At 61.1% G+C, this 13,744-nt stretch carries 12 protein-coding genes; 6 read left to right on the top strand and 6 right to left on the bottom strand.

The window, feature by feature from the left end; all coding sequences use genetic code 11:
• Positions 1–131 precede the first annotated feature (131 nt).
• Positions 132–2,225, top strand: coding sequence for a YjbH domain-containing protein (locus AB4874_RS00975; RefSeq protein ID WP_368390603.1), 2,094 nt, complete (start codon positions 132–134; stop codon positions 2,223–2,225).
• Complete coding sequence (locus tag AB4874_RS00970; RefSeq protein WP_368390602.1) at positions 2,222–2,899, top strand: YjbF family lipoprotein; 678 nt, start codon at positions 2,222–2,224, stop codon at positions 2,897–2,899. The genes AB4874_RS00975 and AB4874_RS00970 overlap by 4 nt, the downstream gene beginning before the upstream one ends.
• A 166-nt stretch (positions 2,900–3,065) precedes the next feature.
• Here the strand turns inward: AB4874_RS00970 and AB4874_RS00965 are convergent, their stop codons facing one another.
• The 4 genes from AB4874_RS00965 to AB4874_RS00950 form a co-directional block, all read right to left on the bottom strand.
• Positions 3,066–3,254 (bottom strand): hypothetical protein, encoded by a 189-nt coding sequence (locus AB4874_RS00965; RefSeq protein WP_295535481.1) that lies wholly within the window; start codon positions 3,252–3,254, stop codon positions 3,066–3,068.
• A gap of 387 nt (positions 3,255–3,641) precedes the next feature.
• Positions 3,642–4,568 carry an ornithine carbamoyltransferase gene (argF, locus tag AB4874_RS00960; protein WP_368390601.1) on the bottom strand — a complete coding sequence of 309 codons (927 nt, stop codon included), beginning with the start codon at positions 4,566–4,568 and terminating at the stop codon, positions 3,642–3,644.
• Between the two features lie 112 nt (positions 4,569–4,680).
• Positions 4,681–5,853, bottom strand: a complete 1,173-nt coding sequence (locus AB4874_RS00955; protein ID WP_368390600.1) for an aspartate aminotransferase family protein — start codon at positions 5,851–5,853, stop codon at positions 4,681–4,683.
• 241 nt (positions 5,854–6,094) lie between these two features.
• Positions 6,095–6,889 carry an ABC transporter permease gene (locus tag AB4874_RS00950; RefSeq protein WP_295535489.1) on the bottom strand — a complete coding sequence of 265 codons (795 nt, stop codon included), beginning with the start codon at positions 6,887–6,889 and terminating at the stop codon, positions 6,095–6,097.
• Positions 6,890–7,087: 198 nt separating this feature from the next.
• Here AB4874_RS00950 and AB4874_RS00945 point away from each other — a divergent pair, with 198 nt between their 5' ends.
• Positions 7,088–7,696, top strand: coding sequence for a GcrA family cell cycle regulator (locus AB4874_RS00945; RefSeq protein ID WP_368390599.1), 609 nt, complete (start codon positions 7,088–7,090; stop codon positions 7,694–7,696).
• Between the two features lie 100 nt (positions 7,697–7,796).
• Here the strand turns inward: AB4874_RS00945 and AB4874_RS00940 are convergent, their stop codons facing one another.
• Positions 7,797–9,071 carry an OmpP1/FadL family transporter gene (locus AB4874_RS00940; RefSeq protein WP_368390598.1) on the bottom strand — a complete coding sequence of 425 codons (1,275 nt, stop codon included), beginning with the start codon at positions 9,069–9,071 and terminating at the stop codon, positions 7,797–7,799.
• Positions 9,072–9,266: 195 nt separating this feature from the next.
• Here AB4874_RS00940 and rimO point away from each other — a divergent pair, with 195 nt between their 5' ends.
• Positions 9,267–10,652, top strand: coding sequence for a 30S ribosomal protein S12 methylthiotransferase RimO (gene rimO, locus AB4874_RS00935; RefSeq protein ID WP_368390597.1), 1,386 nt, complete (start codon positions 9,267–9,269; stop codon positions 10,650–10,652).
• Entirely contained in the window at positions 10,649–11,116 is a 468-nt protein-coding gene (locus AB4874_RS00930) for a CAP domain-containing protein (protein WP_368390596.1), read from the top strand. The genes rimO and AB4874_RS00930 overlap by 4 nt, the downstream gene beginning before the upstream one ends.
• Here the strand turns inward: AB4874_RS00930 and AB4874_RS00925 are convergent, their stop codons facing one another.
• On the bottom strand, positions 11,117–11,878 hold the full coding sequence (locus tag AB4874_RS00925; protein ID WP_368390595.1) for a potassium channel family protein: 762 nt from the start codon (positions 11,876–11,878) through the stop codon (positions 11,117–11,119). It abuts the gene before it with no gap.
• 205 nt (positions 11,879–12,083) lie between these two features.
• Between AB4874_RS00925 and ettA the strand changes: the two genes are divergently transcribed.
• Positions 12,084–13,739 carry an energy-dependent translational throttle protein EttA gene (ettA, locus tag AB4874_RS00920; RefSeq protein ID WP_295535508.1) on the top strand — a complete coding sequence of 552 codons (1,656 nt, stop codon included), beginning with the start codon at positions 12,084–12,086 and terminating at the stop codon, positions 13,737–13,739.
• The last annotated feature ends 5 nt before the right edge of the window (positions 13,740–13,744 follow it).

The following is a 13,744-nucleotide window of genomic DNA, read 5'->3' as shown; positions in this document are numbered from 1 at the left end:
GCGCCACATCAGGCGCGGCAAGGATGCAACCCTGCCACAAGAAACACCGATCCGGTCCCCGCCGCGCTCGCAAAGCTGTGTGATCTCGTCTAGGAAGGACGCAAGAGACGCAGTGTTTTGAGGGAAGACGCATGAAACGGATCACAGGTGGTATCGCAAGTGCTGCGCTTTTGGCGGGGATGGGGTTTGCCCAAACCGCCCATGCGCAGGATCAACTTGCCTGGAGCATCGGCACGCTGGGCGCGCCCGGCGTCATCGACACCCCCACCGCCGAGAGTTTTCGCGATGGTGAACTTGTCGCCTCTGTTTCGGGCTATTCCGATAGCCAGCGGGCCAATTTCTCATTCCAGATGTTCCCGCGCTTGACCGCCACCGTCCGCTTTTCGCGCGAAAAGGGTCTGGGCGTTGGCGGCGATACCCTCAAGGACCGCAGCTTTGATCTGCATCTGCAACTGCTCAAAGAGCAGGGTTGGCGCCCGGCCTTTGCTGTTGGTCTGCGTGATATGTTTGATAACGGGTTTTATGCCTCGGAATATCTCGTCGCGAGCAAGACGATCACCCCGCGCCTGCGCGCCAGCGTTGGCTGGGGCTGGGGTCGGCTTGGGTCTGGCGGATCGGGGGGCGGCACGCGCCCTGCCCCGTCGCGGTCGGGCGGGCTGAACAGTGACACTTGGTTCAAGGGGCCCTCGGCACCTTTTGCCTCGGTGATCTGGCAGGTGAGCGATAAGATCGCGCTCAAGGCCGAATATAGCGACGATGATTACGCCGCCGAAACCGCCGCAAACGGGTTTGACAACAAGACCCCGCTGAATTTCGGCGTCGATTACAAGATCAACAATATCGCCTCGGTGTCGGGCTATCTGCTGCATGGCTCCAAGGTTGGCTTCCAGTTCAATATCGCGCTGGATCCGCGCCAACCCGCCGCCCCCTCGGGGCTGGAGCGCGCGCCGATTCCGGTCGCCCCGCGCCCGTCGCGCGCCAGCAATCCGCAAGCCTATGCCACCGATTGGGCGCAAGACCCGACCGCGCAACCCGCGATCCAGAAATCCATCGGCGATGCGCTGCAAAAAGACGGTCAGGTGCTTGAGGCGATGAAGCTCACGCCCACCAGCGTCGATCTGCGCATCTCGAACGAGACCTATCGCGCCAATCCCCAAGCCATCGGTCACGCCGCGCGCATCGCCAGCCGCGCCCTGCCCGCCTCGGTCGAGACGATCAAGGTCACCTTGATGGAGCGCGGCATGCCAGCCTCCACCACGGTGCTGAAACGCTCTGACATCGAGCGGCTGGAAAACGGCCCCTCGACGCAGATCGCCGCCGTTGCGCAAATCGGGGAAAGCGAGCGCGGCAACGCAGGCTTCGTGACGACCCCCGGCGTCTATCCGCGCCTGATGTGGGGCATTGCGCCCTATCTGGAACTGTCGCCCTTTGATCCGGCCAACGATCTGCATGCCGATCTGGGCGTCACACTCAGCGGGCGCTATGAACTCGCGCCCGGTTTGGTCATTGCCGGGGCGCTGCGCCAAAAGGCAATCGGCAATCTTGATACGAACCCGAAAACCTCAACCTCGACCGTGCAACATGTGCGCAGCGATATTTATGAATATCAGCGTCACGGCGATCTCACGATTCCCTACCTGACCATTGCCTCTTACGGGCGGCCCGCAAATGACGTCTATTCGCGCGTCACGGTCGGCCTGCTTGAACGCATGTATGGTGGGGTTTCGGGCGAATTGCTGTGGAAACCTGTCGATAGCCGCCTGGCGTTGGGGGCCGAGGTCAATCTCGTCAAGCAACGCGATTTCGATCAGCGATTCTCGTTCCGCAACTACTCCACCGCGACGGCCTTCGTTTCGGCCTATTACGACTTTGGCAACGGGCTGACGGGCGAGCTGGATGTCGGGCGCTATCTGGCGCGCGATTTCGGCGCGACGATTTCGCTGGATCGCGAGATGGCCAATGGCTGGAAAGTCGGCGCTTGGGCAACGATGACCGATATGTCGGGCAGTGATTTCGGCCCCGGCAAGTTCGACAAGGGCATCCGCCTGACGATCCCGCTGGGCTATGCGACGGGCATGCCCTCGCTCAAGAGCTTCTCGACCACGCTGCGCCCCTATGTCGGCGATGGCGGGGCACGCGTGAATGTCGATGGCCGTCTGTATGAGACGCTGGATGGCAGTCAGCAGGGCGGGCTATATCGCGACTGGGGGAGGTTCTGGCGATGAGCCAAGCTCCCCTGCGCGCGCTCGCGCTGATCGCTGCCCTTGGCGCGTGCAGCCATGACAGTGCCGGCATTCAGGAAAAGAAATCGGGCGGGGTGAAAATGGTCACCTCGGCGCTGGGTCAGGTGCTACCGGGCAAAAAGAAGGCTGCTGCCGCGGCGCCCCAAGACCCCAACGCGCTGGCCGCCGCCGCGCTGCAATCGCTGCAAGGTCCGGTTATCATGGTCACATTCGAGGCCAGCAAAGCCGCGACCGTGGCCGCGATGCGCGGGCAAAACGGCACGATGCGTACCTACCAGACCCCTGATCAGCGCGCCTTCGTGCTGCGTGGCGGGTTGCTGGCGGGCACGCGCGGGTTTGGGCGCGACTTGATGTCGGCGGATACGACTGCCGCAGGCGCGCTGATCCGCGCCGCCAAGGCTGGCACCGCGCCGCGCGTCTATCGCTATCTGGATGGCGATGGCGAGGAACGCCCCCTGCCCGTTTCCTGCACGATCACGCCGGGCGGTATGGTGCAACAGGGCCCCGTGAGCGCCCGGCAGGTCGGCGAACATTGTGAGGGCTCGGGTGTGCGCCTTGATATGAGCTATCTGGTTACGGGGGGCACGATTTTGGCCTCACGGCAATGGGTTGGCCCGGCACTGGGCTATGTTGCGATCCAACAGTTGCGCAACTAACCCGCCCCCGAACGAAGCGCCCCAAACACACAAAAGCCCCCGATTTCGGGGGCTTTTTTCGTGCCATTTTGATCTGTGCATCACCGCTGCCCATCGGGCTGCCACGGCAGATAAAAAAAGACCGGAGCTTGCGCTCCGGCCTTTTCTAGTTCAGTCGAAACTGAACTTAGTTGTTGGACGCTGCAACAGCGACTGCAACCAGCAGCAGAACCGGGATGATGATCCCTGCGTTCGAAGAGGACGACTGCTGAACCACAACGGGCTCGGGCTCGACGACCGGCGCGGTGTAACCACCAGCGAAAGCAGCGGAACCAGTGAGGCCGAGGGCCAGGGCGATAGTAGCGATTTTTTTCATAGTAATCTCCGTCATTACTGATAGGAGCCGCCTCCGTATGGCAGCATCGTAGGCGAGATTTGCATAGGTTCACGGCCTTTTAAAGTATAAAACCCGGGCTCTCTTCTGGGCAGAGGCTAACTGTTGCACTTTAGCACGGATGTGGCGTTAATAGCGCAAAACCGGGGCGCTCGCGGCCTTTTGGAGGGCTCAAACTGCCTCCGCTCAGTCCGAAATCTCGTAGAAATTTCGCGGCCTTGCTCGAATCTGGCGAATCTGCACCCTACGCGGCGAGAATCACCCGGGCAAAACACAAAGCCGCAAAACGAATCAATTTTCAGTCAACGGATTCGCCCCCACCTCGCGGCAAGCGGGCAAAAACATGGCCCACCCGCCGCCGCCGCCGCGCTACAGCCCCAAACAATAGCGCATCACCGCCTTTTGCGCGTGCAGACGGTTTTCCGCCTCGTCGAAAATCACAGATTGCGGGCCGTCCATGATCGCGCTGGTGACCTCATCGTTGCGATGCGCAGGCAGGCAATGCATGAACAAAGCGTCTGGATTGGCATGCGACATCAACTCTTCGTTGACCTGATAACCCCGCAACTGGTTGTGGCGACGCTCTTTGGCCGATTCCGGGTCATGCATCGACACCCAGGTGTCGGTCACGATCAGATCCGCCCCCGCAACGGCCTTGACCGGATCGCGCTCGATCACGGCCTGCACGCCTTTGGAACGCGCGAACTCCAGCCATGCGGCTTCGGGGTCCAGCGGCGGCGGTCCGGTGAAGGTGAAATCGAACCCGAACTGCCCGGCGGCATGCAGGAACGAGGCGCAGACATTGTTGCCGTCCCCCGACCACACCACTTTCTTGCCCTTGATCGGACCGCGATGTTCCTCGTAGGTCATCACATCGGCCATGATCTGGCAGGGATGGGTGCGATCCGTCAGCCCGTTGATCACCGGAACGCTCGCATATTCAGCCATCTCCAGCAGGGTTTCTTCCTCAAACGTGCGGATCATGATCAGATCGACATAGCGGCTGAGAACGCGCGCCGTGTCGGCAATCGTTTCGCCATGGCCAAGCTGCATATCGCTGCCCGACAACACCATCGTCTGCCCGCCCATCTGGCGCACGCCGACATCGAAACTGACCCGCGTGCGCGTCGAGGGTTTTTCAAAGATCAACGCCACCATGCGCCCTGCCAGCGGCTGCTCGTCATCGGGCGCGCCCTTGGGGCGGTCTTGGCGGGCCTGCTTCATCGCGATGCCCTGATCGATCATTGCGCGCAGCGCGGTCGGGTCGGTTTTGTGAATGTCGAGAAAATGGGTCATGGGTTCGTCTTTCGTGGTGGGTCGCCGGGGACTGTCTGCCCGTCGCCGATTGGAGCTTGAACCATTGGCGCGCCAATCGACAACTCCGAGGATATTTCGATCAAGAGGAAGATCAGGATTCAAGTTGCGTGGCGGCGGCATCGAGGCGTTTGACCGCCTCTGACAAATCCGCCTCAGATATATTGAGCGCAGGCAGCAGGCGCAGCACATTGTCGGCTGCAGGCACTGTCAGCAGGTTTTGATCATAGGCGGCGGCGACCAGATCGGTCGGAGCGCGCTTGCATTTCAGCCCCAGCATCAACCCGACACCGCGCACGCTTTCAAACGTATCGGGGTGGCTTGCGACGAGCCCTTCGAGTTTTTGGCGCAAGAAGCCCGCTTTGGCGTTGACCTGATCGAGAAACGCCGGGTCCGAGACGATCTCCATCACCTTAGTGCCCACTGCACAGCCTAGCGGATTGCCGCCATAGGTCGAGCCATGCGTGCCCGCGGTCATGCCGCTTGCAGCCTCTTCGGTGGCCAAGATCGCGCCCAGCGGAAAGCCCCCGCCGATGCCCTTGGCGACCATCATGATGTCAGGCGTCACGCCCGCCCATTCATGCGCGAATAGCCGCCCCGTGCGCCCCATGCCGCATTGCACCTCGTCAAAGATCAGCAGCGCGCCGGTGCTGTTACATAGATCGCGCAGCCCTTTGAGGCATTGATCGGGCACTGGGCGAATGCCGCCCTCGCCCTGCACCGGTTCAATCAGGATGGCGGCGGTTTTATCACTGACAGCGGCGTTGAGCGCGTCGTGATCGCCCCAAGGCAATTGCGTGAAACCGGGCAGCAGCGGGCCAAAGCCCTTCACCATTTTTTCGGAATGGGGCACCGCCGAGATCGCGCCGGTCGAGCGGCCATGAAAGGCGCCGTCAAAGGTGATGATCTCGACCCGATCCTCCCCCTTCGCGGACCAGTATTTGCGCGTCATCTTGATCGCAAGTTCCGCAGCCTCGGTGCCGGAATTGGTGAAAAACACGGTATCGGCAAAGCTGTGCTCGACCAGCCCATCCGCCAGCGCCTGCTGTTGCGGGATCTGATAGAGGTTGGAGACATGCCACAGGTTTTGCGCCTGCTCGGTCAATGCGGCCACCAGTTCGGGCGCGGCATGGCCCAGCGCATTCACCGCGATCCCTGCCCCCATATCCAGATATCGGCGCCCGTCTGCCGTCTCCAGCCAAGAGCCAGCGCCTTTGACAAATGCCAGCGGCGCGCGAGTGTAAGTGGGCAAAACAGAAGGGATCATCCTGTTGGTCTCCGGGAAAAAGAAGGCCAAGGGGTGCATCAGGCATAAAGCGCTGTCAACACTCATGGCCTTCGGGTCAACGATTTGGGGATGTGGCATGCAGCCACGGCAGATCGGACGTCAGGCGCTAAGGCGGCGACGTCGGCGGGCAGCGATATGGCGGCACATTGTGATCATGGCGCTGGCATTACGCCGGGTCGGGGCGGATGTAAAGACAGATTCGCGCCCCGTTTCGCCCCGATCAGGGCTTCATGCGATAGCCCGTGCGCAGCCAATACCAGCCCAGCCCCAGCACGAACACCAAGGCCGGACCAACCACCAACAAGCCCTGCCATGGCGGCGCATCCGACACGCCCAGAAATCCGAAGCGCGCACCATCAATGAGGTAAAAGACCGGGTTGTAATGGGTGAGGATCTGAAACGAAGGCGGCAGCGCCTTGGCCGAGTAAAACGTCCCCGACAGGAACGACAGCGGCGTGATGATGAAGTTGGTGATCGCGGCCATCTGGTCGAACTTATCGGCGAACACGGCGGCCAAAACCCCCAAGCCTCCCATAAAGACGGCCCCCAGAACGACCCAGGTTAACGCCCAAAGCGGATGTGCAACCCCTTGGTCCAAAACGATAAACAACCCGATCCAAATCACGACTGCCACCAGCAGAGCGCGCGCGACCGCCCCCACCAGATAGCCCGCCAATATCTCCCAAGGGGCCAAGGGCGGCATCAAGGTATCCACGATATTGCCCTGCACCTTGGCGATCACGATCGAGCTTGAGGTATTGGCAAACGCGTTCTGGATCACCGTCATCATCAAGATGCCCGGCGCGATGAAATGCAGGAAATCGACACCCATCACCGGCGCGCGCCCCTTGCCAAAGGCCAGCGCGAACACCGTCAGGAACAGCCCGGCCGTGATCAGCGGGGCAAGCACCGTTTGCTGCCACACAGCCATGAACCGGCGGATCTCGCGCAGCCCCAGCATTTGCAAACCCAGCCAGTTCACCGCCCCAAAACGGCGCACACCTAATTCTTGCATCTCGGCTCTCCTCATCTCAGGGCTCACCTAGCACGCGAACCGGCGCTGTCCAACGCGGACTGCCATGAAATGGCTTGGGCACGCGCCCTTGAAAATCGGCCTGCGCGATTGTATCTGTGCGCCTTACCGCTAGAATGCGCCTTGCACGCATCCCTGCGCCCGCCCTTTTCGGGCCCCCTGCGAAATGAGAGGCTTCCCATGTCCTGGACCGACGAACGCGTAGATCTGCTCAAGAAGATGTGGTCCGAGGGCCAATCCGCGAGCCAGATCGCCAAGGAATTGGGCGGCGTGACGCGCAATGCGGTGATCGGCAAGGTGCACCGGCTGGGCCTGTCCAACCGTGCCGGTGGCGCGGCTGAACCCGCCAAGCCCGAGGCAAAGGCCGAAAAAACCGAGGCCAAACCCGTCAAGGCTACCGCCGAATCCAAGGCCGAGGAAAAGCCAGCCGTAGCAACACCCGCGCCTGCCGCAGCGGCTCCGGCAGCAGCAGCAGCAGCGCGCCCCGAGCCCACCGCCGCGCCGATGCGCAGGGCGATCATCCCGGCAGGCCAACCCTTGCCGCCCCAGCCCTCGGCCAATGAAATTGACCCCGCCGCTCTTGCCAAAGTGGGCGAAGTGGAAAAACACGCCAAGAAACTGGGCCTGATGGAGCTGACCGAGCGCACCTGCAAATGGCCGATCGGTGACCCTGCGACAGAAGAATTCTGGTTCTGCGGCCTGCCCAGCCAAGCAGGCAAGCCCTATTGCGAGGCCCATGTCGGGGTTGCCTTCCAGCCGATGAGCGCCCGCCGGGATCGTCGCCGCTAAGGCAATCGCGACCGTCGCCGCTAAGACACATCACACCGATAGAAAAAGGGCGCCCCGCGAGGCGCCCTTTTGATTTCAAGACGACAGTAACGCCGAGCGCTTAGAATTTCCGCGTCCAGCCAACCGAGACCGAGAATTGCTCCATACGCAGCTTGACCGTGTTGCCCGTCGGCCCGCCCGGCGTCATTTCGGGGCCGCTCACGGTTTGAGGCACGACATAGGCCAGCGAGAAATCCAGCTTGTCGCGATCATTAAGCCGCTTCGTGCCGCCAAAGCTCAGGTGATGCTTGACGATCCCCGGCGCGAGCACGTTGAACGTAACATCCTCGGGGCCGACAGGGTTTGTCGCATGCGCATAGCCCGCACGCCACGTCATATCGGGGCTTTGCTGCCATTCCGCACCGATGCGCACCACGTCCACATCATCCCAGCCAAAGCCCGATCCCCCCTTGGAACCGAAGGGCGACGTCGCCGTGGTTGAATTGGCAACGGCAGGCACGTTGGAGTAGAAGATACGCTGATAATCCAGCATCAAGGTGATATCGCTGCGCGGCTTGAACGCGAGACCCACACCCAGCGTGGCGGGGATATCGAACTCTCCGCCATTTTCGAACAAGCCAGCATATTTCTTGAATTTGCTCATCTTGAACTTGGTCTGGCCAGAGACACCGATGGTGAGTTGCGGGTTGATTTCATATTGGAAACCCGCGCGCAGACCGATGCCATAGCTCATATCATGGCCGCGATCAGACAGGTTCGCGGGATCAACAGATAAGGCCCCAAACGGCGCAAGCCCCTTGGCCGAGAACCGCTGCACGGCGACTGTCGGCGCAACGCCCCAGCTGAAAGCACCGGTCTTTTGCGCATAGCCGACCGACAAGAACAGTTGCGTCAGATCAACGCCCGCCGTGCCACCGCAGAACACGCCCGAAGCCGGACCACAATTGGCGTTGGGCACATCGCGATAGGCGGTGTTCATCCCGCCATTGCCATAGGCCGCAAAGTTCACCACGGCGCCATTGGCCAGTGGCATGTTAAACGCGGCATTGGGCACAATGAACCAATCCCGTCCGCTTTTCGTGGTGCCATCGGGCAGCAGACCCGGCGCGCCCCCCGAGACAGTAAACTCGCGCCGCGGCGAGAATATCTCGGTGCCCAAGGTCAACTCACGCCCCACTGTCGCCACCGAAGCCGGGTTGATCGCCGCCGACATCGCATCTTGCGAATAGGCGATACCTGCGCCCGCAACGCCGCGCTGGGCGGTGCCATAGGCCATTGCGAAATAGCCTTCAGTCGCGCTCGCCCCCCCCGGAACCCCTGCTACCAAGCATAGCGAAGCCATCCCCGCAAAACGGGTTTTCATCTTTCTTGTCATTCTACTCTCCCTTTACGCCAGAGAATGTCAGAGTCGTGGTCTCCCTCCACGGCCCGCCCCAGCGAACGCCCAAAAAGCACGTCTTCAGATATTCAACTTTACTTATGTGACCTAAGGCAAGCCTTTTCTGGCCAAATTGCGCGCACAGTGGTGTCGGGGCTTTTCGCGCGCCCTCACGCAGTCTATATCGCGGGCATGAGCACCAACCCCCCGACTCTGCGCCCCGATCTGGCACCGCGCGCCCGCATCACCGACACCCCCCGCCCCGGTCAGCCGGTGATCGGGATGGTTTCGCTTGGCTGTCCCAAGGCGCTGGTGGATAGCGAGCGCATCCTGACCCGGCTGCGCGCCGAGGGCTATGCGATCAGCCCCGATTACGCGGGCGCCGATGCGGTGATCGTGAACACCTGCGGCTTTCTCGACAGCGCCAAGGCCGAAAGCCTTGAGGCGATTGGCGAGGCGCTGGCCGAAAATGGCCGCGTGATCGTGACCGGCTGTCTTGGCGCTGAGCCTGATTATATCACCGGCGCGCATCCCTCGGTGCTGGCGGTGACCGGCCCGCATCAATATGAACAGGTGCTGGACGCGGTGCATGTCGCCGTGCCGCCCGATCCCCACCCGTTCATTGACCTGCTGCCCGCGACCGGCGTGTCGCTGACGCCGCGCCATTACAGCTATCTCAAGATTTCCGAGGGCTGTAACCACAAGTGCAAGTTCTGCATCATCCCCGATATGCGCGGCCGTCTGGTGTCGCGCCCCGCCCATGCGGTGATCCGCGAGGCCGAGAAACTGGTCGAGGCGGGCGTGCGCGAATTGCTAGTGATTTCGCAAGATACCTCGGCTTATGGCGTGGATATCAAGCACGCCGAGGATCGCGGTCATCGCGCCCATATCACCGATCTGGCGCGCGATCTGGGCTCGCTTGGCGCTTGGGTGAGGCTGCATTACGTCTACCCCTACCCGCATGTGCGCGACCTGATCCCGTTGATGGCCGAAAGCCATGCGAATGGCGGCGGCGTGCTGCCCTATCTGGACATTCCCTTCCAACATGCGCACCCCGATGTGCTCAAACGCATGGCGCGGCCTGCTGCCAGCGCGAAAACGCTGGATGAGATCGCCGCTTGGCGCGCCATCTGCCCCGATATCACCCTGCGCTCGACCTTTATCGTGGGATATCCCGGCGAAACCGAGGCCGAGTTCCAATATCTGCTCGATTGGATGGACGAGGCGCAGCTCGATCGCATCGGCTGCTTCCAATATGAAAATGTCGATGGCGCGCGCTCCAACGCGCTGCCCGATCATGTGCCAGATGAGGTCAAGCAAGACCGCTGGGACCGCTTCATGCAAAAGGCCCAAGCCATTTCCGAGGCAAAACTACAGGCCAAGGTCGGTACGACCTGCCAAGTGATCGTCGATAGCATTGATGGAGAGGGCGCCACCTGCCGCACCAAAGCCGATGCCCCCGAAATCGACGGCAACCTGTTCATCGACGTGGGGTTCGAGGCGCTCAACCCCGGCGATATCGTGACGGTCGAGGTCGATGAGGCCAGCGATTACGACCTGTGGGGGCGATTGGTGTGAGGCGTTTCTTCGCAATCCTCGCGATCTGCGCCCTGCCCGCCGCCGCACAGGCTAATGGCTGCTATATCAATGAGGGCTTGGGCGTCGCGCTGGCCAAGGCCGCCTCGGCGCAGCGCCAATCCAACGGGCTGCCCCCCGTCGCGATGGATGCAAAACTGACCAAGGCCGCCAAAGCCCATGCCTGCGACATGGCGCTGCAGGGCTATTTCGCCCATCAGGGTCAGAACGGATCGACCCCTAAGACCCGCGCGAAACAGGTCGGCTATCACGCCTGTCTGATTGCCGAAAACATCGCGATGGGTGAACGCAATCCGCGCGTAGCCTTTGACGACTGGATGCACTCAGCAGGCCATCGCCGCAACATCCTGCTGCCCGATGTCAGCGCCATCGGCACCGCAGTGGTGCCCCAAAAGGGCGGCAAAGGCCCGTGGTATGTCATGGTGCTGGCCAAGCCCTGCACCTGATCACGTCAGCCCTTCGGTGTCGATATGCACCACCGCGCCGCAATGCTTGCAGTGAATGGCATCGGCATCATGCAGGCTCAACCCGCAGGTCTGGCACGCGTAGCGCACCTTGGTCGGGCGAAACAGCACCTGCGCCAGACGCAAGAACAACGTCACGCCAAAGATCATGATCAACACCGACAGCATCCGCCCCCATTCGCCCTTGGGGGTAATGTCGCCAAACCCGGTCGTCGTCAGCGTCGTCACCGTGAAATACAGCGCATCGGCGTAGTTGTTGATCTGGGGGTTGATATTGACCTGCGTGGCATAGATCAGCCCGGTCATCACAAACAGAAACACCGTCAGGTTGATCCCCGCCAGCACGACCTCTTCATGGCGGCGGAAAAAGACGAAATCGCGCCGCAGACGCGCCATCAGTTGATAGGTGTGCATCAGACGCAGCGTGCGCAGAATACGCAGGAACCCCAACCCCTCGCCTGCAATCGGCGCCAGAAACGAGATGATCGCCACGATATCGGCCATCGTCGCGACCCGCGTCCAGAACCGCCACTTACGATCCGAAATCGCAAAGCGCGCGACAAAATCGGCCACGATCACGACCCCGATCAGCGCATCGGTGATCTCGATCCACAAGACATGCGGGAAAAACGAGGTAATAATGACGAAGGCAATCGTCGTTAAATCAAAGGCCAACAATGCGTAGCGAAACAGATGCGCGCGCGCGCGATCGGATTCATAAAGCATCTTCAGATTGGCGATCATTGCGTAGCTCCGTCGGCATGTGCGTGCAAAACCGATAGCGGGTTTGCGCAGCGCTGGCAAAGCCCACGACCCCCAAGCCCGCGCACATCCCCCTTTACAGCATCTCGACGCAGCGCAAATCACGGAGCATCGCCGCCCCCCCCTTTCCCTATCCCCTGTTTCCGACTAGAACGCGCCCAAATCCCCTATTCCTACGAGGTGCACAATGGCGGCCTATCAATATGTCTATCACATGGATGGTGTCTCCAAGACCTATCCGGGTGGCAAAAAATGCTTTGAAAATATCCACCTGAACTTCCTTCCCGGCGTCAAGATCGGCGTTGTCGGCGTCAACGGCGCGGGTAAATCCACGCTGCTGAAAATCATGGCCGGAATGGACAAGGATTTTCAGGGCGAGGCCTGGGCCGCGAAGGGGGCCAAGGTTGGCTATCTCGCGCAGGAACCCGAGCTGGACGACTCCAAAACCGTGCGTGAAAACGTCATGCTGGGCGTCGCTGCGAAAACCGCCAAGCTGGAGCGCTATAACGAGCTGGCGATGAACTACTCGGATGAGACCGCAGACGAGATGGCCGCGCTGCAAGACCAGATCGACGCGGAAAACCTGTGGGATCTCGATTCCCAGGTCGATATCGCGCTTGAGGCCCTGCGCTGCCCGCCCGATGACGCCAATGTCGCCAACCTTTCGGGCGGCGAACGCCGCCGCGTTGCGCTATGTCAGTTGCTGCTCGAAGCGCCCGACATGCTGCTGCTGGACGAACCGACCAACCACCTCGACGCCGAAACCATCGCTTGGTTGCAAAAGCACCTGATCGAGTACAAAGGCACGATCCTCTGCGTCACGCACGACCGTTATTTCCTTGACGACATCACCTCGTGGATTCTCGAACTCGAACGCGGCCGCGGTATTCCCTACGAGGGGAATTACTCGGCATGGCTCGAACAGAAAGCCAAGCGGATGGCGCAAGAGGCCCGTGAGGACAAGGCCAAGCAGAAGGTCCTTGAAAAGGAACTCCAATGGATCCGCGCCGGGGCCAAGGCCCGTCAGGCGAAATCCAAGGCGCGTATCGCGGCCTATGACAAGATGGCCGATGAGGGGGTCAAGGATCGCGTCGGCAAGGCGCAGATCATCATCCCCAACGGCCCACGTCTGGGTGGCAAGGTGATCGAGGTCGAGAACCTCACGAAACACATGGGCGATAAGCTGTTGATCGAGGATCTCTCCTTCTCGCTGCCCCCCGGTGGCATTCTGGGCGTGATCGGGCCGAACGGCGCGGGGAAATCCACGCTGATCAAGATGATCACCGGCGATGAGAAACCCGATAGCGGCACGATCACCATCGGTGACACGGTCAAGCTCGCCTATGTCGATCAGTCGCGCGACGCGCTTGGCGCTGATCACAACGTCTGGGAGGAAATCTCGGGCGGGGCGGAAATGATCGAGTTGGGCGACGCGCAAGTCGCCAGCCGCGCCTATGTCGGTGCATTCAACTTCAAGGGTGCCGATCAGCAGAAAAAAGTCGGCCAGCTGTCGGGCGGTGAACGTAACCGCGTTCACATGGCCAAGCTGCTGAAATCGGGCGGTAACGTGCTACTGCTCGATGAACCGACCAACGACCTTGACGTCGAAACCCTGCAAGCGCTGGAAGCCGCCATCGAAGATTTCGCCGGCTGCGCGGTCATCATCTCGCACGACCGCTTCTTCCTCGACCGCCTGTGTACGCATATTCTGGCGTTCGAAGGCGAGGCCCATGTCGAATTCTTTGAAGGCAACTTCGAGGATTACGAGGCGGATAAAATTCGTCGTTTGGGCGCGGATGCGGCAGAACCCAAGCGGGTGAAGTATAAGAAGTTCACGCGGTAAAAAGA

This window comes from Thioclava arctica, from assembly GCF_040892615.1.
In the GTDB taxonomy this organism is placed as follows: domain Bacteria; phylum Pseudomonadota; class Alphaproteobacteria; order Rhodobacterales; family Rhodobacteraceae; genus Thioclava; species Thioclava arctica.
This window is presented reverse-complemented; position numbering and strand designations above follow the sequence as displayed.